14 protein-coding genes and 2 pseudogenes are annotated in these 19,204 nt (G+C 60.7%); 7 read left to right on the plus strand and 9 right to left on the minus strand.

Features of this window, described 5'->3' with window-relative positions; genetic code table 11:
• Both GHO42_RS22975 and GHO42_RS22980 read left to right on the plus strand, forming a co-directional pair.
• On the plus strand, nucleotides 1-2,194 hold a 2,194-nt coding region (locus GHO42_RS22975; protein ID WP_153384191.1), incomplete at its 5' end, for a fused MFS/spermidine synthase.
• 24 nt (nucleotides 2,195-2,218) lie between these two features.
• Nucleotides 2,219-4,532 (plus strand): annotated as a pseudogene (locus GHO42_RS22980) (tetratricopeptide repeat protein).
• A gap of 6 nt (nucleotides 4,533-4,538) precedes the next feature.
• On the opposite strand, the gene GHO42_RS22985 reads toward GHO42_RS22980, so the two are convergent.
• Nucleotides 4,539-5,249 (minus strand): FadR/GntR family transcriptional regulator, encoded by a 711-nt coding sequence (locus GHO42_RS22985; protein WP_095031659.1) that lies wholly within the window; start codon nucleotides 5,247-5,249, stop codon nucleotides 4,539-4,541.
• 321 nt (nucleotides 5,250-5,570) lie between these two features.
• Here GHO42_RS22985 and GHO42_RS22990 point away from each other — a divergent pair.
• Both GHO42_RS22990 and gudD read left to right on the plus strand, forming a co-directional pair.
• Nucleotides 5,571-6,911: pseudogene (locus GHO42_RS22990) on the plus strand (MFS transporter).
• 13 nt (nucleotides 6,912-6,924) lie between these two features.
• Nucleotides 6,925-8,274 carry a glucarate dehydratase gene (gene gudD, locus GHO42_RS22995; protein WP_095000500.1) on the plus strand — a complete coding sequence of 450 codons (1,350 nt, stop codon included), beginning with the start codon at nucleotides 6,925-6,927 and terminating at the stop codon, nucleotides 8,272-8,274.
• 557 nt (nucleotides 8,275-8,831) lie between these two features.
• On the opposite strand, the gene GHO42_RS23000 is transcribed toward gudD, so the two are convergent.
• From GHO42_RS23000 to GHO42_RS23030, 7 genes are all read right to left on the minus strand, one after another.
• Complete coding sequence (locus tag GHO42_RS23000) at nucleotides 8,832-9,242, minus strand: SRPBCC family protein (RefSeq protein ID WP_095000501.1); 411 nt, start codon at nucleotides 9,240-9,242, stop codon at nucleotides 8,832-8,834.
• Nucleotides 9,243-9,271: 29 nt separating this feature from the next.
• Entirely contained in the window at nucleotides 9,272-9,577 is a 306-nt protein-coding gene (locus tag GHO42_RS23005) for an NIPSNAP family protein (protein WP_095000502.1), read from the minus strand.
• A 65-nt stretch (nucleotides 9,578-9,642) separates the two neighbouring features.
• Complete coding sequence (locus GHO42_RS23010) at nucleotides 9,643-10,602, minus strand: isoaspartyl peptidase/L-asparaginase family protein (RefSeq protein WP_095000503.1); 960 nt, start codon at nucleotides 10,600-10,602, stop codon at nucleotides 9,643-9,645.
• Entirely contained in the window at nucleotides 10,599-11,375 is a 777-nt protein-coding gene (locus tag GHO42_RS23015; protein WP_095000504.1) for an amino acid ABC transporter ATP-binding protein, read from the minus strand. The genes GHO42_RS23010 and GHO42_RS23015 overlap by 4 nt, the downstream gene beginning before the upstream one ends.
• Complete coding sequence (locus tag GHO42_RS23020) at nucleotides 11,372-12,469, minus strand: amino acid ABC transporter permease (protein ID WP_153328157.1); 1,098 nt, start codon at nucleotides 12,467-12,469, stop codon at nucleotides 11,372-11,374. The genes GHO42_RS23015 and GHO42_RS23020 overlap by 4 nt, the downstream gene beginning before the upstream one ends.
• Before the next feature lie 2 nt (nucleotides 12,470-12,471).
• On the minus strand, nucleotides 12,472-13,626 hold the full coding sequence (locus GHO42_RS23025) for an amino acid ABC transporter permease (RefSeq protein ID WP_095020982.1): 1,155 nt from the start codon (nucleotides 13,624-13,626) through the stop codon (nucleotides 12,472-12,474).
• Nucleotides 13,627-13,639: 13 nt separating this feature from the next.
• Complete coding sequence (locus tag GHO42_RS23030; RefSeq protein WP_095000507.1) at nucleotides 13,640-14,677, minus strand: amino acid ABC transporter substrate-binding protein; 1,038 nt, start codon at nucleotides 14,675-14,677, stop codon at nucleotides 13,640-13,642.
• Nucleotides 14,678-14,831: 154 nt separating this feature from the next.
• Here GHO42_RS23030 and GHO42_RS23035 point away from each other — a divergent pair, with 154 nt between their 5' ends.
• Complete coding sequence (locus GHO42_RS23035) at nucleotides 14,832-15,701, plus strand: LysR family transcriptional regulator (protein WP_095018096.1); 870 nt, start codon at nucleotides 14,832-14,834, stop codon at nucleotides 15,699-15,701.
• 325 nt (nucleotides 15,702-16,026) lie between these two features.
• Here GHO42_RS23035 and GHO42_RS23040 read toward each other — a convergent pair whose 3' ends face one another.
• Nucleotides 16,027-16,806 carry a DNA-binding transcriptional regulator gene (locus GHO42_RS23040; protein ID WP_095000509.1) on the minus strand — a complete coding sequence of 260 codons (780 nt, stop codon included), beginning with the start codon at nucleotides 16,804-16,806 and terminating at the stop codon, nucleotides 16,027-16,029.
• Nucleotides 16,807-16,947: 141 nt separating this feature from the next.
• Between GHO42_RS23040 and GHO42_RS23045 the strand changes: the two genes are divergently transcribed.
• Entirely contained in the window at nucleotides 16,948-18,606 is a 1,659-nt protein-coding gene (locus GHO42_RS23045; RefSeq protein WP_153328155.1) for a bifunctional 3-(3-hydroxy-phenyl)propionate/3-hydroxycinnamic acid hydroxylase, read from the plus strand.
• A 1-nt stretch (nucleotide 18,607) separates the two neighbouring features.
• The coding region (locus GHO42_RS23050; RefSeq protein ID WP_178114944.1) for a 3-carboxyethylcatechol 2,3-dioxygenase at nucleotides 18,608-19,204 on the plus strand (597 nt) is incomplete at its 3' end.

Consider the following 19,204-nt stretch of genomic DNA (forward strand, 5'->3'; position numbering starts at 1 on the left):
GGGTATGGCCGCGGTGCCATTTGCCTGGCTCGAACAACGGATCGGCCTGCCCGCCTGGTTGCTGCCATTGCTGCTGGTGGGGCTGCCCGCCCTCTTGATGGGCGGCACGCTGCCAGTGCTGATACGCGCACTGGCATCCGAGCCGCAACATCTGGGCCAGGCCGGTGGCCGCCTGTATGCCGCCAATACCGGCGGGGCGATTGTCGGCACTCTGCTGACCGCATTTATCCTGATTGCCAGCCTCGGTGTTTTCGCCAGTGCCGTTGTAGCCGCCACACTCAACCTGATTGCCGCCGCGGGTGCCCTGTGGTTGCAACGCGGGCAGCACACCATTGTCGCCGATCCGGTGGCGACCAGCGCGGCACACAAACCGGCCGGGCTGGCCATGGCCCTGTATGCCATCGCGGGCGGTGTGGCACTGGGCTACGAAGTGGTCTGGTCGCAATCGATCGTTCAGTTCATGAGCACCCGTACCTACTTCTTTGCCGTGGTGCTGGCCACTTACCTGACCGGACTGTTTATCGGCAGCAGCCTGATGGCGCGCCGGGTTGATCGGCTACGCGATCCCTGGGGTGTGTTTGCCTTGCTGATTGCCGGGGCCGGACTGGTTGCCCTGCTGGAAGTTGCCCTGCTCGGACGCTGGCTGATCCTGCTGCAAACCCAGGCAGAGACTGCGGCACTGGCCTTGGGTGGCAGTGTGTTGCTGGGCATGAGCGCCCGCTTCGCAGTGGCCGCACTGAGCATTGTGTTTATCCCTACGTTGCTGTTGGGCGCAGCGTTCCCGATAGCCCTGCGCCTGTGCGTCGGCCCCGGCCGGGTCGGGCGGGATGTCGGTGCAGTCGTGGCGTTCAACACGCTGGGCGGGATCGTCGGCGTTGCCCTCTGCGGTTTTGTCCTGATCCCCTGGCTGGGGCTGGTACATACGCTCGGCATGCTGGCAGTCATCGCCGCTGCAGTAGGTTTGATCGCGGCACAGCAGGGGCACCGGGTCAAGAAAGGCCATCGCCAGGCAGTCGTTGCGTTCAGCCTGGCAGCGCTGCTGGTAGCCGTCTTAACGCCGGTTGAGCGCCTCGCCGAACTGCTGCCCGGAGCCCGTAACGGTGAGCTGGTGTTTTACCAGGAAGGTCGCGGCGGCACCGTCGCCGTCGTGGCCCAGGGCAAGGGTGAACGCAGCTTCCACCGCCTGTATATCCAGGGCGTGTCCAACACCGGTGATGCCATGCCGTCGCTGCGCTACATGCGTATCCAGGCCCTGTTGCCGCTGTTGATCCACAACGGCGAACCACGCTCGGCGCTGGTGATCGGCTTTGGCACCGGGATCACTGCCGGGGCCCTGCTCAGTTATCCGGGACTGGAGCAACGGGTGGTGGCCGAGCTGCTGCCCGCGGTGGTCAAAGCTTCAACCCTGTTCAAAGGCAACTTCGCTGCGGCTTCCAACCCCGGCTTGCAGGTGCGTTTGCGCGACGGTCGCCAGGAACTTCTGCGCAGCGAACAGCGCTATGACCTGATCACCCTCGAACCACCACCGCCCTCCGCCGCCGGCGTAGTCAATCTGTACTCGCGGGACTTCTATCAACTGGCTGCACAGCGCCTGCACCCGCAAGGGATAGTTGCGCAATGGCTGCCGTTGCCGACGCAGAATATCGACGACTCGCGTTCGCTGGTGCGCAGTTTTCTCGACGTGTTCCCTTACGCCACGCTATGGACCAGCGAGTTTCACGAAATGCTGCTGGTGGGTTCATTGCAGCCCATTGAACTGGATGCCGCGCGCATCAGCGCCCGTTTCGGGCAACCGGGTGTACGCAACGCCCTGCAGGATGTGGGCGTCGCTTCGCCAGCGGCACTGCTGGCAACCTGGGTGACCGACCGTGAAGGGCTGGTGCGCTTTGCTGCAGATGCGCCGGCCGTCACGGACGACCAACCGCGTATCGAGTACGCTCCGTGGGTGCGCAGCAAAGAAATCAGCCGGGTGCTGCCGGCGCTGCTCGATCTGCGCCAACCGATACCGTTGCTCAACGCCGCCCCGGAGTTTGTCGAGCGCATGCACAGCCAACAGCAACGCCTGATGCAGTTTTACCGTTCCAGCCTGCATGCCTATGATGGCGACCGCGAGGCTTGGAGCCGGGATATCCGTGAAGTAATGCGTGGCGATGGCGCCAACCCCTATTACCGCTGGTTTGTCGGTGAACGCTAGAGCCTTTTGGATACGGAAGTCGCAATGCCCAAAACTAAAACTATAAAAGCTGCAAACCCACCTGATTCGCGCCCCACCCTGATGAGCCGTTACCTGTTACCCGTAAGCGCAGCCGTGTTGCTGGTGGTGCTGGGCGGGTTATGGTTTTATCTCAACCGCCCGGCGCCGGTGTATGAGCCCAAGGTGCTGGCCACGGCTGCGGTGGCCGAGCCCGTCGCCCCGGCGCAGATGGTCGACGAGCAACAGTGCCAGGGCTGTCACGACGCCCAGGTCAAGGACTGGCAAGGCTCTCATCATCAACTGGCCATGCAGGTGGCCGCGCCGCAGACCGTACTGGCCGACTTCAGCAATGCCACGTTCAAGGGCGAAGGCGAAAACAGCCGGTTTTTTCGCCAGGGCGACGAGTTCTGGGTCAATACGCCGGGGCTGGATGGCAAACCCGCCGACTTCAAGGTCGCTTACACCTTCGGCATTGCGCCGTTGCAGCAGTATTTGATCGAAGTTGGCGACGGCAGACTGCAAGCCCTGGGGGTGGCCTGGGATACCGAAAAACACCGCTGGTTCCATCTGTACCCAGGCCAGGGGGTGAGCTTCAAGAACCCGCTGCATTGGAGCAAACCGAACCAGAACGCCAACTTTATGTGCGTCGAATGTCACACCACCGGCTACAAACGTAACTTTGATGCCGCCAGCAACAGCTTCAACAGCCAATGGAACAGTCTCGGCGTCGGTTGCCAGGCCTGTCACGGCCCGGCGTCCAGCCATCTGCGCGCTGTCACGGAAAACAACCCGTTGCCCCACAGCGGCTTTGACGTCGACCTTAAAAGCAAGGACGCCACGGTAGAACTCGAAACCTGCGCCCGCTGCCATGCCCGCCGCGCCCCGCTGAGCGATGGCTTTACCGTGGGCAAGCGGCTGATGGACGACTACCTGCCCAGCGTACTGACCCGCGAGCTGTACGCACTGGACGGCAAGATCAAGGACGAGGTGTTCGAACACGGCTCGTTCCTGCAAAGCAAGATGTTCGACAAGGGCGTGCGTTGCAGCAACTGCCACAACCCCCACAGCACCGAACTCAAGGCAGCGGGCAATGCACTGTGCCCTTCCATGCCACAACACGGCCGGCAAAGCAGCCATTGCCGGGATTGATGGCAAGGGCCTGCACGCGAAGAACTATGACGCCATCGACCACCATCGCCATGCCGAAGGCCAACCGGGCTCGCAATGTGTGGATTGCCATATGCCCGGCAAGTTCTACATGGGCAACGACTATCGCCATGACCACAGCTTCAGCATCCCCAACCCGGTGCGGGCCAAAGCCCTGGGCACAACGGATGCCTGCCTGGGCTGCCATCAGGGCAAGGCCGGTGACAGGGTGACGGAGCAGTTCAAGCTCTGGACCGCCCACGATGCACCGCAAGCAGCCCGGTACGATGAAAGCCTGTGGCTGATCCGCGGCGGCCGGCCGGGTGCTGCGCAGGCGCTCTACGAGCAATTGCGGCGCAGCAACCTGCCAGCGATTCAACGCGCCACGTTGTTGGCTGAACTGGCCAACTACCCCAGCGAATCCGCACTGCAGCTGGCCAGCAAGGACCTCAACCACCCTGCCCCGCAAGTGCGTGAAAGCGCGGTGCGGGCAGTGAGCGCTTTCTTGCCTCCGGCAGAGCGGGTCGCGTTGCTCAGCCCATTGTTGAGTGACAGCGTGCGTGCAGTGCGCATCATCGCCGCGCGCAATGGCCTGGGCACGAATCAAGTGGCGTGGGACAAGGCCATCGGTGAATACGAAAGCGTGCAGCTGAGCCTGGCCGAACGGGCCGAGTCCAACCTCAACCTGGCCATGCTGTATCAGGCCAGCGGGCGCAATGCCGAGGTCGAGGCCAGACTGCGCGCCGCCCTGCTGCGCGACCCGGACTTCTACCCGGCGCTGGTCACTCTGGCCCAATGGCTGGAAGCCAGTGGGCGCAGTGCCGAGGCCTCGACCCTGCTCAACGACGCGATCAAGGCACAACCGCAGGCAGCGTTGTTGCAACACAGCCTGGGGCTGGCATTGATTCGCGGTGGCCAGCCCGAACAAGCGATGAAAGCTTTGCAGCAGGCCGTAAAACTGGAACCGGACAACAGCCAGTACCGCTATGTGCTGGCGGTGGCCCTGCACCAGAGCGGTCAGCTCGAACAGGCCTGCGCGCAAATGGAAGAACTGCTCAAACGCCAGCCGGCGTTTCGCGATGCCCGATTGGCGTTGATCCAGTTCTACCTCGACAGCGGCCAGGAGCCCAAAGCGCAGGTGGTGCTGCAAGCCTGGAAACAGATCAATCCTGAGGATATAGCGTTGAAGTGACAGCCCTCACCCCCCCGCCATGCGCTCCAGGCTGTTGCTCAAATGCAGCAGCATGGCAGCGCGGGCGGCGTCGGGGTCCTGACGGCGGATCGCGCGCAAGATCGCCTCATGTTCCAGCACAGCCATTTGCCCCAACTGCTTGAGATCGGCATCACCGCGCTCTTCACTATTGATCCGGGTACGCGGAATCACCGAACGCCCCAACTGGGCAATGATATCGGTGAAATAAGCGTTGCCCGTGGCCTGAGCGATCAACTGGTGGAAACGCAGGTCCGGCTCGACGCTACTGTCGTTGTTGGCCAGTGAGCGTTGATGGTCATCCAGCGCCTGGCGCATCTGCAGCAGTTGCTCCTCCGTGCGCCGCCTCGCGGCCAGCGCCGCAGCCTGGGTCTCCAGGCCCAGGCGCAATTCGACGATACCGCGCACGCTGGCTGCGGTATCACGGCTCAGGTGGATACCCTGGCGCGGATCGCGCTCAAGCACGAAGGTACCAATGCCGTGACGGGTTTCGACCAGCCCGGATGCCTGCAATTTTGAAATCGCTTCACGCACCACCGTGCGGCTTACACCGTGCTCGCGCACGATGGCCGACTCGGAAGGCAGCTTCTCGCCGGGCGCCAGTTGGCCCAGCAAAATTCGCTGGGTCAGCTCGGCCACGATGTCGTGGGCAAGGCCCGGTGAACGCTTGCGCAGCGGCGCACTCTGGGGGTCATGCATGGGGCAAATCCATTCGTACAAGACCGCTTGATACTAGCACCCCAACATGTATGACAAGTTATATAAATCTCAGAAAACCTTGGGTTTTGAACGAACTCAGCCCCGCAGGCAGATACGTTTCCGAACCTGACCTCTGGCTTCAAAATGCTCTAAACAGCGATAAAACCTCACAAAAGGTATCTAAAGCTGCATCTTTTATAACTTTTTCGTTTGTTTCATGGCATTGCTAGGGAAAAAACCAACTCGTATGATGTCTGGCAACTGCAGAGCCATCTGCAGCACACACAACCCGCATAAAAATAATCAGTGGGGCTTTGAATTGTGAACACTTCCAGCAATCCGTCTGCTGCACACGCCAACGACCCCGTCCTGGCGCGTGCGATCCAAAAAGTGAAGAGGCATGTACTGCCACTTTTCGTCATCATGTTTATCGTCAACTACATCGACCGGGTAAACATCGGCTTCGTACGCAGCCACATGGAGCACGATCTGGGCATTGGTGCCGCCGCCTATGGTTTCGGTGCCGGGCTGTTTTTCATTGGCTACGCACTGTTTGAAGTGCCGTCCAATATGCTGCTGCAAAAAGTTGGCGCCCGCATCTGGCTCACCCGAATCATGTTCACCTGGGGTATCACCGCCACCCTGATGGCCTTTATCCAGAACGAAACCCACTTCTATATTCTGCGTTTTCTGCTTGGCGTCGCCGAAGCGGGCTTCTTCCCGGGCGTGATCTATTACTTCACCCGCTGGCTGCCGGGCGCCGAACGCGGCAAGGCGATTGCCATCTTCCTCAGCGGCTCGGCACTGGCCTCGCTGATCTCGGGACCACTGAGCGGCCTGCTGCTGCAAATCACCGGCATGGGACTGCACGGCTGGCAGTGGATGTACATCATCGAAGGCATGGCCTAGGTGGTGCTATGCGTGTTTGTGTGGTTCTGGCTGGACTCAAAACCCCATGACGCCAAATGGCTCAGCCTTGCAGAGCAAGATGCGCTGGTTAACGAAATTGACCGCGAACAGCGTGAACGCGATGCCGCCAACACCGTCAAGCCGACCCTGGGCATGCTGCTCAAGGACCGCCAGATCATGCTGTTCTGCGCGATTTACTTCTGTATCCAGTTGACCATTTACGCGGCCACGTTCTGGCTACCGAGCATCATCAAAAAAATGGGTGACCTGAGCGATATCCAGGTGGGCTTCTACAACTCGATCCCGTGGCTGATTTCAATCATTGCCATGTATGCCTTTGCCTCGCTGGCCAGCAAATTCAGGTTCCAGCAGGCCTGGGTGGCGGCCGCCCTGGTGATTGCCGCCATCGGCATGTTTATGTCCACCACCGGCGGGCCGATCTTTGCGTTTATCGCCATCTGCTTTGCCGCCATCGGCTTCAAGTCGGCCTCGGCGCTGTTCTGGCCCATTCCCCAAGGCTACCTGGATGCACGTATCGCGGCGGCAGTCATTGCCTTGATCAATTCCATCGGCAACCTCGGCGGCTTCGTCGCCCCCACCACCTTCGGGTTTCTGGAACAAACCACAGGCTCGATCCGGGGCGGGCTCTATGGCCTGGCCGGCACGTCGATCATTGCGGCACTCATTGTGTTCTTTGCCAAAACCAAACCCACACCCACGGCCGTGACCCCCACCGCCCTGCAAACTGCCTGACAAGGACCAGACCATGAATGCCGACCATCAACACCACGCCAGCCAAGCTCCGATCGTGACCAGCCTGCAGGTGATCCCGGTGGCGGGCCATGACAGCATGCTGCTCAACCTGAGCGGCGCCCACGGCCCCTTCTTTACCCGCAATATCGTTATCCTCAAGGACAGCAGCGGCAATACCGGCGTGGGTGAAGTGCCCGGTGGCGAACGCATCCGCGAAACCCTGGAAGACGCCCGTAGCCTGGTGATTGGCCAGCCCATCGGCAATTACCAGGCTGTCCTCAACGCCATGCGCAGCACCTTCGCCGCACGGGATTCGGCGGGGCGCGGCCTGCAAACCTTCGACCTGCGCATCACCATCCACGCCGTGACGGCAATGGAAGCCGCCCTGCTCGACTTGCTCGGTCAATTTCTGCACGTGCCGGTAGCCGCCTTGCTCGGTGAAGGCCAGCAACGGGATGCCGTGAAGATGCTCGGCTATCTGTTCTATATTGGCGACCGTCAACACACCGATCTGGCCTACCGCAGTGAAGCGGATGGCGATGACTGGACACGCCTGCGCCATGAACAAGCCCTTACCCCACAGGCCATCGTGCGCCTGGCGGAAGCGGCACAAGCCCGTTACGGCTTCAACGACTTCAAGCTCAAGGGCGGCGTGCTGCGCGGCGGCGAAGAAATCGAAGCGGTCACTGCACTGGCCGAGCGTTTCCCCGATGCCCGCATCACTCTGGACCCTAATGGAGCCTGGTCTCTCAAGGAAGCCATCGCCCTGTGTCGCGACCAGCACCGGGTACTGGCCTATGCCGAAGACCCTTGCGGCGCCGAAAACGGCTATTCGGGGCGTGAAGTCATGGCCGAGTTCCGCCGCGCCACGGGCCTGCGCACCGCCACCAACATGATTGCCACCGACTGGCGCGAAATGGGCCATGCGATTCAATCGCAGGCCGTGGACATCCCATTGGCCGACCCGCACTTCTGGACCCTGCAGGGCTCGGTACGCGTTGCGCAGATGTGCCACGAATGGGGCCTGACCTGGGGCTCGCATTCCAATAACCACTTCGACATTTCCCTGGCCATGTTCACCCAGGTTGCGGCTGCAGCGCCGGGGGACATCACCGCCATTGATACCCACTGGATCTGGCAGGACGGCCAGCGCCTGACCCGTGAACCGCTGAAAATTGTCGACGGCCATATCAAGGTTCCGACAAAGCCTGGCTTGGGCGTGGACATCGACATGGACGCCGTGGCCAAGGCTCACGAACTGTATAAAGGCATGGGCCTGGGTGCCCGGGATGACAGCGTGGCCATGCAGTACATGATTCCCGGCTGGAAATACGACAACAAAAAGCCCTGCCTGGTGCGCTGAGTCGCCTATTAGAGCGTGGCAACTGCCACAAGGCGCCAGCGATTGGCGCCTTTTTCTTGCCCGAAAATTGGATCCGACATCAAATTTCAGGCAAAAAAAAGCCCAAGTAGCTGATGGAAACTTGGGGCTTAAAAATGCATAAACCGTGGTAGGTGAACGCAGGGCGATCTTACCCTATCGTAACAATCAGTAACAAGTGATTCTGCACATTTTATTTCAAGGCAATACTGACCTAAGTCATTAAATAGCCACACTTTTTAAGATTTAGTTGATTTGAAATGGCCATCACGGCACGGATAACGGGTATTTTCAACCCACTTTTGCGCTTGCATTTAATGTGGGAACTGGGCTCGAGCGATTCAGGCGACGCGGTTCAGTTGGTAGACCGCATCGATACCTTCGCGAGCAGGCTCGCTCCCACAATAATGATCAGGCAAACCTCATTTATGTGAGCACAACATGCCCTGTGGGAGCTGGCTTGCCTGCGATTCAGGCGCTGCGGTGTGCCCGTCGAACCGCGTCGATACCATCGCGGGCAAGCCCGCTCCCACAACAAATCAGCCTGCGAAATTGCCGCTCAGCGCCGCCAGCCCACCCTGATAGACCCCGGTAAACAGCTCTTCGGCAGCTTCAGTGCTTACACCTGCCGGGGTGAACTGCCCCGACCAGGTAACACGGGCGCCGTCGCCCAGCGCTTCAACGCGCAAAGTCGCCAGGTAGTCGGTCACCGGGAACGGCGCCTCAACAATGGAGTAGCTGTAGGTCTTGCCGGCATTGTCGAACGTTTGCAGGCGCTCAACGATCACCGTGCCATCCACGGTCTGCAGATGGCGCAAGCGCCCGCCTTCGCCAGCTTCGCTGACGGCAACCAGGGGCAACCAGTCCGGCAGCGAGTTGAAACCACCGATCAATTGCCAGACCTGATCGGGTGAAGCGGGAATATCAATAAATGCGGATGCAGTTGCCATAGGGGCATGCCTCTTTGAAGAAGTGGGGGTTAGTCGAAAACCGGCCTGAAAAAGCTGCGCTCGTAACTCAGGATACAGCGATTATCTTCAGCCAGTTTGAACGCGGCAATGCATTCGGCATCCGTTTTTGAGCGTTCGCGGTAGTCTTCATAGGCCGCGAGGCTGGGGAAGGTAAACATGGCCAGAGCAATGTTATTGGCACCTTCCGAGGGCAGGAAGTAACCGTGATGCTGGCCGCCAAATTTGGCTACCAGCGGGATCCAGACTTTGGCATAGGCCTCGAATTCGGCCAGTTGGTAAGGGTCAATCACGTAACGCAGGTAGCAGGTGATCATCGATGCATTCCACGGGGCGAAAGGAGATCGAGACTAATCTCCAGCCGCCCCGCGGGTCAATTCACTCAAAGTCGATGCAGGCAGTCGTCCTCGGCATAAATGGCGGTGTGCAGGCCGCCGTCAGTATCCAGCCAGGCGCGGTACATGCCCGGCGTATTAAAGCTCAGCACGGTCTCGCCGCCCGGTGTCACGGCGACCACGCCGCCGTTACCACCCAGCTCCTTGAGCTCGCCCTGCACAACTTGCTCGCAGGCGTCTGCCAGGCTCGAACCCACCAGGCGAATGCGCGATGCAATATTGTGCGCCACCACGGTGCGCATAAAGAACTCGCCGTGGCCAGTCGCCGAAATCGCCGCGCTGCGGTCATCCGCCCAGGTGCCGGAGCCAATCAGTGGCGAGTCACCCACCCGGCCGTAGCGTTTGTTGGTGATGCCCCCGGTGGAGGTGGCTGCTGCTACATGGCCGTGACGGTCCAGGGCGACAGCCCCCACAGTGCCGAATTTTTTCTCCACACCTCCCGGCTCCAGCAACACCGTCTCCGGTTGCTGCTGTTGCGCAGCCCACTGGCGACGACGCAAAGGCGTGTCGTACCAGTCATTGCTAACATGTTCGAGACCCGCCTGTTCGGACAGGAACAAGTCTGCCCCGGCACCGGCCAGCAGCACATGCTCACTATGCTCCAGCACCGCCCGCGCACCGCATATCGGGTTGCGCACATGATGCACGCCGGCTACGGCTCCGGCTTCCAGGTTGGCCCCGTTCATGATCGCGGCGTCCAGTTCGTGGTCACCGCTGTGGGTAAACACCGCGCCTTTGCCGGCGTTGAACCAGGGGCACTCTTCAAGCTCAACCACACTGGCCTGTACCGCATCCAGACTGCTGCCGCCCTTTTCCAGGACATCGACACCCGCCTTGAGCGCCTGCAGCAGTGCTGCGTGGATCGCCTGTTCGTCTTCGCGGGTCAAAACACCGGGCATCAGCACACCGGCACCGCCATGCAAGGCCATCGCAATGGATTGGGTCATTGGGCATGCACTCCGTGATTGATGATCTGGCTCAAAAAACGTTGGGTTCGAGGTGATTCAGGGGCTGAGAAAAACCGCTCCGGGGGGGCCTCTTCAATGATTTCACCCTGATCCATAAAGACAATGCGGTCGGCTACCTTGCGTGCAAAACCCATTTCGTGGGTCACGCAGATCATGGTCATGCCTTCCTGGGCCAGGCCGGTCATGACGTCCAGCACTTCAGCGATCATTTCCGGGTCCAGGGCCGAGGTCGGCTCGTCAAACAGCATGACCTTGGGTTGCATGCACAGCGCCCGGGCTATGGCGATTCGTTGCTGCTGGCCACCGGATAACTGCGACGGAAACTTGTTGGCGTGGTCGCGCATCTTGACCTTGTCCAGCAAGCCCAGCGCTCGTTCAATGGCCTCAGCCTCGGGCACGCCCAGGTTGGAAGTCTGCGGTAACGTGCAGTTTTTCAGCACCGTGAGGTGCGGGAACAGGTTGAAGTGCTGGAAGCACATGCCCACCTGGCGGCGGATGCGCTCAAGCCCCTTGAGGTTGCCGTCAAGTTCCTCGCCCAGCACGACAACCAGGCCCTGCTGGTGTTGTTCCAGCTGGTTGATGCAGCGGATCAGAGTTGACTTGCCGGAGCCCGAAGGCCCGCAGATCACTACTTTTTCCCCGGCATGGACATTCAGCGAGATGTTTTTCAGCACATGGGCATTGCCGAACCACTTGTTCAATTGTTCGATGCGTACCATTGCGGCGGCATCAGCCTTGGGTTTGCTGATCATGAGCGGCTTTGCTCCATACGTTGTTCAAGGTGTCGGGCATAGCGCGACAGTGCAAAACAGATGACGAAGAAGTAGATCGCCAGGAAGACGTAGATTTCGTGGCCGTACTCAACCCATTCCGGGGCGACGGCGGTGCTCATGGCGATACCGACGATGTCCAGTACGCCGACGATCATCACCAGCGTGGTCTCTTTGAACAGGCCGATAAACTGCGTGAGCAAGGGCGCAATGGATTGCTTGAGCACTTGCGGCAAAATGATCTGGCCCATGGTTTTCCAGTAACCAAAACCCAGCGCCATGGCCGCCTCGTATTGGCCCCTGGGCAGGTTCTGCAAACCGCCGCGCAGGGTTTCAGCCATATAGGCGGCGGTAAACAGGATCAGCACCAGTTGCACCCGCAAGAGGATGTCGAAGGCCGAATCCGGCGGCAGGAACAGCTGAATCATCAGCGAAGCCATAAACAGCAGCGAAATCACCGGCACCGAGCGCACCAGCTCGATATAGAGCACGCAAAGCATGCGCACCACCGGCAGTTTCGAACGTCGGCCCAGCGCCAGCAAAATCCCCAGCGGCAGCGCGAAAATCATCCCGGCGGTGCCCAGAAATACTGTCACCAGCATCCCGGCGAACTTGGTCGAAGACACCTCGGGCAAACCGGCACCGCCCTTGAGCAGCCACCACATCACGATCGGCAGCAACGCCAGATACGCCAGCAGCAGGCGACGGTCCAGGCGCTTGAAAAACAGCAAGACAAACGCCGCCCCTGCCAGCACCAGCGCCAGGCTTACCCGCCACTGTTCTGCTTGCGGATAGAAGCCGTACACAAACAGGTTCCAGCGTTGGGTAATCGGCAACCAGCAGGCGCCGCCGGGGTTGCAGTCTTTGGCACTGCTGCCGATGAAGGTGGCATCGAATACCAGCCAGCTCAGCGCAGCAGGAATGCACCAGCACAGCAGCGCCAGCACGCCCAGGGTCAGCAGGCTGTGGCCCACGCTGGGGAACAACTGGCTGCGGCTCCAGGCTGCGGCGCGCTGTACCCAGGGCAAGCGCGGCGGTGCCAGCGGGACTGCCAGTGCCTGATTCATTGCGGTCATGTTCAGTGCCCCCTCTGGCCGATACGGTGGTTGTAGATGTTCATCCCCAGGGAGATCACCAGGCTGATCAGGCAGTAAGTGCCCATCACCAGCGCGATGCATTCAATGGCCTGGCCGGTCTGGTTCAGGGTTGTTCCGCCGGTGGACGACACCAGTTCCATAAAACCGATGACCACCCCCAGTGAAGAGTTCTTGACGATATTCAGGTACGTGTTGGTGATCTGCGGGATCATCGGGTAGATGGCCTGGGGTACGATCAACTGGCGCATTGTGGAACCGGATTTGAAGCCGAGCGCCCTGGCCGCTTCGTACTGGCCGCGGTGTACCGACTCAATCGCGCCACGCACAATCTCGGCGATATAACTGGCGCTGTAGAACGACAAGGCCAGGCATAACGCAAGCATCTCCGGCACCAGGGTGATTCCGCCCTTGAAACCGAAACCGCGCTGCACCGGTACTTCCCATTGCACATGGGCATCACTCAAGGCATACACCAGCACGGGCAGCAGCACAGCCCCGGCCAACAGCGCGGGCCAGCGCCTGGAAGCAAAACCGCGCCACGGCCCGCGGGCTTCCTTCAAGCGACAAAACACATAAGCCAGCAACGTGCCCAGCAGCATGAGGAAAAGCCCCCAGCCGACCACACTGCCCTGTTCGAGCCAGGGCAGAGTGAGGCCGTTGTTGTTCAGAAACACCACGCCAAACAGCGAGGCCGAGTGCTTGACCCCGGGCAGCGCCAGCACCAGGCCGTACCACCAGACCAGATGCACCACCAGCGGCACATTGCGCAAAAATTCGATGCAGGTGCCGCTCAGGCGCTTGATCAGCCAGTTGTCCGAGACGCGCGCCATGCCCAGCGCACCTCCCAGCAGGGTCGCCAGCACAATGCTCAGCACCGACACCAGCAGCGTGTTGAGCAAGCCCACCAGATAGGCGCGGGCATAGGTCGCATCCGGGGTGTAATCAATCAGCGAGAAGCTGATGTCATAGCCTGCGCGCTGGGACAGAAAACCGAATCCCGAGGCGATATTGAGGTTCTTCAAGTTCAGCGCGGCGTTGCTGGAGAGCAGATAAAACACCGCGGCAACCAGAGCCAGTACCAGCCCCTGCTGCAGCACGCTCGACAGGCGCAGATTGGGCGAACGATGGGTCGACATCACAGAAATCCCCTCAGCGAATCGGCGGCGCGTACATCAGGCCATGGTCTTTCCAGCTGCGGTTGAGGCCGCGCGGGATGTTCAATGCCGTCTGCTGGCCGAGGTTACGGTCGTAGATTTGCGCGTAGTTGCCGACTTGCTTGAGGGCGCGATAGGCCCAGTCACTGTCCAGGCCAAAGGACTTGCCGATGGTGCCTTCAGTGCCCAGCAAACGGGCGATATCGGTGGATGCGCTCTTGTTGCCACGCAACTCGTCGACGTTATCCGAGGTCACGCCCAGTTCTTCGCCGGTCATCAGGGCATAGGCGGTCCAGGTCACAATATTGCGCCAGACCGTATCACCCTGTGCGACAAAGGCCCCCAACGGCTCCTTGGAAATCACCTCGGGCAGCAACGCATAGTCCTTGGGGTTGTTCATCAGCGCCAAACGCGCCGCCAGCCCCGAAGAGTCATTGGAAATGGCGTTACAGCGCCCGCGCTGGAAGGCAGCGTAGAGTTCGGGGCTTTTTTCGATGACCACGGTTTTGTAAGTCAGGCCACGGCGGCCAAAATAGTCTTCCAGGTTTTGCTCGGAGGTGGTGCCCGGTGACAGGCAGAAAGTGGCACCGTCCAGGTCGGTGAGTTTCTCGATGCCGTCGGCAGCGTGGGTCATAAAGCCCTGGCCGTCGTAGAACCAGACCGTGGTGAAGTCCACGCCCAGGTTGGCTATGCGTTCAGCGGTCCAGGAAGCGGCACGGGACAGAATGTCGATCTCCCCGGAAGCCAGGGCGGTAAAGCGGTTTTTGGCGGTGGTGGTCAGGTACTCGACCTTGTCTGCATCCCCCAGCACCGCAGCGGCCACAGCGCGGCACAGGTCTACGTCCATACCGGTCCAGCGGCCCTTGTCATCGATCAGCGAAAACCCCGGCTTGTCACCTGCGACCCCGCAGCGCACGCTGCCATGGGCCTTGACCTTGTCCAGCACACCTGCCTGGGCAGCCTGGGCACCGGTCAACAGCAGGGCCAACAGCGGAGCCCCCAGCAAAAGCTTGGCCCTATTCAATTTGTGCATATCATTGCCCTTTTAAAATTCTTCTTGTTATGCCTGTCAACCACAATCCAACGGCAGGTGGCGGTTTAGGTGCACAATAAAGACGGCGGCATGGCGCGGATAGCGGCAATTGATCCACTATGCTGGACGGGCTATCGAATATTGGAATAAGTCTATGAACATTGACTGGTACGAAGATTTTCTCGCCCTGGCCGATACCGGCAAGTTCACGGCCGCGGCCAGCATGCGCAACTCATCGCAATCGGCGCTGAGCCGACGCATTCAATTGCTGGAAGCCCACCTGGGCGCGACCCTGATCGACCGCGAGCGCAACCCGGTGCGCCTGACCGCTGCTGGCGAAGCGCTGCTGCCCAATGCCGTTGAGCTGGTACGCATGGCCCGCGACTGCGAGCAAAGCGTCAAAGTGCTCAACCGGCCGCTGACCTTTGCCTCGCTGCATACCCTGGCGTGCAACTTTTTCCCGGGCTGGATCAGCCAGTTGAACAGCCCGCAGGCGCCGCTGTTCACCCGTATCGACACGGGCTATCGCAGCACCGACGACTACTACATGGCGCTGATGTCCGGGCGCTGCGACTTCATCCTGTTCTATCGCGACACCAAGACCGCACCCTACTCGCGCCAGAGCGAGTTCGAGGTCAAGTCCCTGGGTCATGACGAGCTGTACTGGGTGGCCACTCCGCAACTGGCGGCGCATTGCAGCCAGACCGACGAACCGATCCCGCTGCTCAGCTATTCGCGCAGTGCGCAATTGCATGAACTGTCGCGTACCCAGATCAACCGTCACCCCCAGCCTCAGCGTTTGCTGCAGGTATTCGAGGCCACGGTGTCCGAGGCACTCAAACCGATGGTCGCCAGTGGCCAGGGGGTGGCGTGCATGCCCCACAGCATGGTGGCGCCGCTGATTGAGCGCGGTGAACTGGTGCGCGTGTACCCGGACATGGAGTCCGACCATCTGGAAGTGATCCTGGTGCGCTGGCGGGACAACCGCAACCCCCAGGCAGAAGCGCTCTGGCAGCGCCTTTAGCCACACGCACCCCCTTTGTGGGAGCGGGCTTGCTCGCGATGGCAGCACCGCAGTTTACCTGCCGCACCGAGGCGTCTGCATCGCAGGCAAGCCAGCTCCCACAGGTTTGGCACTGTTCACACTCCCAGAGCCTTCACGCTGTTGGCGCAACAACCGTGAGCCAGGAGCAAGCCACTTGTGGGAGCGGGCTTGCTCGCGATGGCAGCACCGCAGTTTGCCTGCCGCACCGTGCGTCTGCATCGAAGGCAAACCTGCTCTCACAGGTTTGGCACTGTTCACATGTCCTGTGCCTTAACCCCGTGAAAATCATATGAGCCTGAGAAGGCTATTGAACCAACCCGACCTGAATCTTTTCCACCACCTCCTGCATCGCCGGTAAGAACCGCCGTGCAGCTTCCTCGACCGGCATGGCCTTGGCGATATACACCAGGTTCAGGCAACCCATCACCCGCTCCTCATGCATCACCGGGATCGCAATCGCCGCGATCTTGCGCTCTTCTCCCCAGTGCGCGTTGTTTTCGCCATAGCCCTTGCTGCGTGTGTGCTCCACCAGTCGCTCGACGAATCGGCGATCCGCCGCCAACGCCGACTGCGAGTCGTCCCGACTGATCATCAACTCGATCAATTCTTCCCGCTCGGCCGGCGGGCAAAACGCAAAGTATGCCCGCCCGGTCGCGGTCATCAGCAAGGGCAAGCGGCGCCCCACCATCGAACGGTGAAACGACAGGCGACTGAAACGGTGAGTGGTTTCGCGAATCACCATCGCGTCGCCATCCAGGGTGCACAGGTCGGTGGGCCAGGCCACTTGCTGGAGCAATTGACCCAGCAAGGGCGCAGCAATCGAAGAAATCCACTGTTCATCGCGAAAGCCTTCGCTCAGCTCACGCACCTTCAGGGTCAACCGGTAGCTGTCATCCGATTCACTGCGGCGCACGTAGCCTTCGGCCTGCAACGTCTCCAGTAAACGACGCACGGTAGTACGGTGCAAACCGCTCTGCTCGGCCAACTGAGCCGTACTGGCGCCCCCGTCAAAACGGTTGAGACCGTTGATCAGTAACAACCCGCGCATTAGGCCCCGCACGGCCTTGTATTCGGTTTCGCTCATGTGTTTCCCATTATTTTTATCGGTAAATCAACGATGTGCACTGAGTGCACCCTAGCAAGGGTTCTCGTTGTTCACCAGCTTCGCGATTTCCATACTGCGCCCAACAAGAAATCCAAAAAAAAGCGCTGTACGGAGATACCCATGAGTTCTGCACCCACTGCTTCCACCTTGGACCTGAGCACCGATATCGCCATTGTCGGAGCGGGTCCTGTCGGGCTGATGATCGCCAATTACCTGGGCCAATGTGGTGTAAACGTCACCTTGGTGGAAAAGCTCGACAGCCTGATCGACTACCCGCGCGCCATTGGCCTGGACGACGAAAGCCTGCGCACATTCCAGGCCGTCGGCCTTGCCGATAACGTGCTGCCGCACACCACGCCCTGGCATGCGATGCGTTTCATGACGCCCAAAGGTCGCTGCTTTGCAGACATCCAGCCCAAGACCGATGAGTTTGGCTGGTCCCGCCGTAACGCCTTTATTCAGCCGCTGGCTGATCGCGTGCTGTTCGAAGGCCTGCAACGCTTTGACAACGTCAAGGTACTGTTCGGTCGCGAACTCGAAGGCTTCGAGCAAAGCGACAGCGGTGTGCAACTCACACTGAAAAACGCCGAGGGTCGCAGCGAACGCCTGCAGGCCAAGTACCTGATTGGCTGCGATGGCGGCAACAGCCTGGTGCGGCGCAGCCTTGGCATCAGTTTTGAAGGCAAGACTGCGCCCAATCAGTGGATCGTCGTGGATATCGCCAACGACCCCCTGAGCACACCCCATGTGTACCTGTGCTGCGACCCGGTGCGCCCCTACGTGTCCGCCGCCCTGCCCCACGGGGTGCGCCGCTTTGAGTTTATGGTAATGCCCGGTGAGACCGAGGCCGAGCTGAGCAAGCCCGAAAACATGCGCAAGCTGCTGGCCAAAGTGCTGCCGGACCCGGATCGCATCGAGCTGATTCGCAGCCGCGTCTATACCCACAACGCCCGCCTCGCAGGCCGCTTCCGTCAGGGCCGGGTACTGCTGGCCGGGGATGCCGCGCATATCATGCCAGTCTGGCAGGGCCAGGGTTACAACAGCGGCATGCGCGATGCCTCCAACCTGGCCTGGAAACTGTCACTGGTGATCAAGGGCCTGGCCAATGACCGCCTGCTCGACAGCTATGAGCTGGAGCGCCGGGATCACGCCAAGGCCATGATCGACCTCTCGGTACTGGCCGGCCACGTACTGGCCCCCCCCAAGCGCTGGCAGGGCACCCTGCGCGATGGCGTGTCGTGGCTGCTCAACTATGTGCCGCCGGTCAAACGCTATTTCGTCGAGATGCGCTTCAAGCCCATGCCGCAATACAGCCGTGGCGCTCTGATCGTGCCGAGCGAAAAAGGCTCGCCGGTGGGCAAGATGTTCATTCAGCCCAAGGTACTGACCGACGCCGGTGCGACCGTGCTCCTCGATGAAGTGATCGGCGAGAATTTCGCCTTTATCGCCTGGGGCTGCGACCCGACCTGGGGCCTTACGACGGCGCAGATTGCTCAATGGAAAACCCTGGGCACGCGGTTTATTCAAGTGCTGCCGGATGTCCAGCTCAGGGCCCCGAGCGACGCCGGCAACGACGTGATTCGGGTCGGCGACAGCACTGGCCGCCTGCGCGAGTGGTTCGCCCGCGGCTCATCGTCCATTGCCCTGCTGCGCCCTGATCGCTTCCTCGCCGGGCTGGCCACACCGCAAACGCTCGGCAAGGCCTGCAATGAGCTGGCCCTGGCGCTCAACGTGCAGCCACACATCCAGATGACGCCAGCCGTCAGCAAGGTGGCTTGAGATGAGCGCCTATTTGTACTGTTTGTCACACACGCCGCTGGTGGGCTACGTCGACCCGGCCCCCGAAGTGCTGGCCGAAGTGGACTGCATGATCCGCAATGCCCGCGAACGCATCGCCCGCTTCAATCCGCAACTGATCGTGCTCCTGGGGCCCGATCACTACAACGGCTTTTTCTACGACGTCATGCCGCCTTTTTGCATTGGCATGGCCGCCGATGCCATCGGCGATTTCGACACCGCAGCCGGCCCCCTCGACGTACCCAAAGCCCTGGCCGAAGCCTGCGCCCAAGCCGTCATGGAGGCTGGTATCGACACCGCCGTGTCCTACCGAATGCAAGTCGATCATGCCTTTGCCCAACCCCTGGAACTGTTGCTGGGCGGGTTGCGCACCTGCCCGGTGATTCCGGTCTTCATCAATTCGGTAGCCGTGCCCCTGCCCGGTTTCAAGCGGGCACGACTGCTGGGCGAGGCCATCGGCCAGTGGGCCAGATCACTGGACCTGCGCGTGCTGTTCCTGGCGTCCGGAGGCCTGTCCCATCAGCCTCCGGTGCCAGAGCTGGCCAAGGTCGATGCCCGCATGGCCGACCGCTTGATGGGC

Source organism: Pseudomonas sp. FSL R10-0056, assembly GCF_009600105.1.
In the GTDB taxonomy this organism is placed as follows: domain Bacteria; phylum Pseudomonadota; class Gammaproteobacteria; order Pseudomonadales; family Pseudomonadaceae; genus Aquipseudomonas; species Aquipseudomonas bubulae.

What these genes read in the sequence shown, in the direction of transcription:
- GHO42_RS22985 (WP_095031659.1), bottom strand. Translation starts at nt 5,249, where the DNA reads ATGCATGACCCCCAGAGTGCGCCGCTGCGCAAGCGTTCACCGGGCCTT.
- gudD (WP_095000500.1), top strand. Translation starts at nt 6,925, where the DNA reads ATGAATGCCGACCATCAACACCACGCCAGCCAAGCTCCGATCGTGACC.
- GHO42_RS23000 (WP_095000501.1), bottom strand. Translation starts at nt 9,242, where the DNA reads ATGGCAACTGCATCCGCATTTATTGATATTCCCGCTTCACCCGATCAG.
- GHO42_RS23005 (WP_095000502.1), bottom strand. Translation starts at nt 9,577, where the DNA reads ATGATCACCTGCTACCTGCGTTACGTGATTGACCCTTACCAACTGGCC.
- GHO42_RS23010 (WP_095000503.1), bottom strand. Translation starts at nt 10,602, where the DNA reads ATGACCCAATCCATTGCGATGGCCTTGCATGGCGGTGCCGGTGTGCTG.
- GHO42_RS23015 (WP_095000504.1), bottom strand. Translation starts at nt 11,375, where the DNA reads ATGATCAGCAAACCCAAGGCTGATGCCGCCGCAATGGTACGCATCGAA.
- GHO42_RS23020 (WP_153328157.1), bottom strand. Translation starts at nt 12,469, where the DNA reads ATGACCGCAATGAATCAGGCACTGGCAGTCCCGCTGGCACCGCCGCGC.
- GHO42_RS23025 (WP_095020982.1), bottom strand. Translation starts at nt 13,626, where the DNA reads ATGTCGACCCATCGTTCGCCCAATCTGCGCCTGTCGAGCGTGCTGCAG.
- GHO42_RS23030 (WP_095000507.1), bottom strand. Translation starts at nt 14,677, where the DNA reads ATGCACAAATTGAATAGGGCCAAGCTTTTGCTGGGGGCTCCGCTGTTG.
- GHO42_RS23035 (WP_095018096.1), top strand. Translation starts at nt 14,832, where the DNA reads ATGAACATTGACTGGTACGAAGATTTTCTCGCCCTGGCCGATACCGGC.
- GHO42_RS23040 (WP_095000509.1), bottom strand. Translation starts at nt 16,806, where the DNA reads ATGAGCGAAACCGAATACAAGGCCGTGCGGGGCCTAATGCGCGGGTTG.
- GHO42_RS23045 (WP_153328155.1), top strand. Translation starts at nt 16,948, where the DNA reads ATGAGTTCTGCACCCACTGCTTCCACCTTGGACCTGAGCACCGATATC.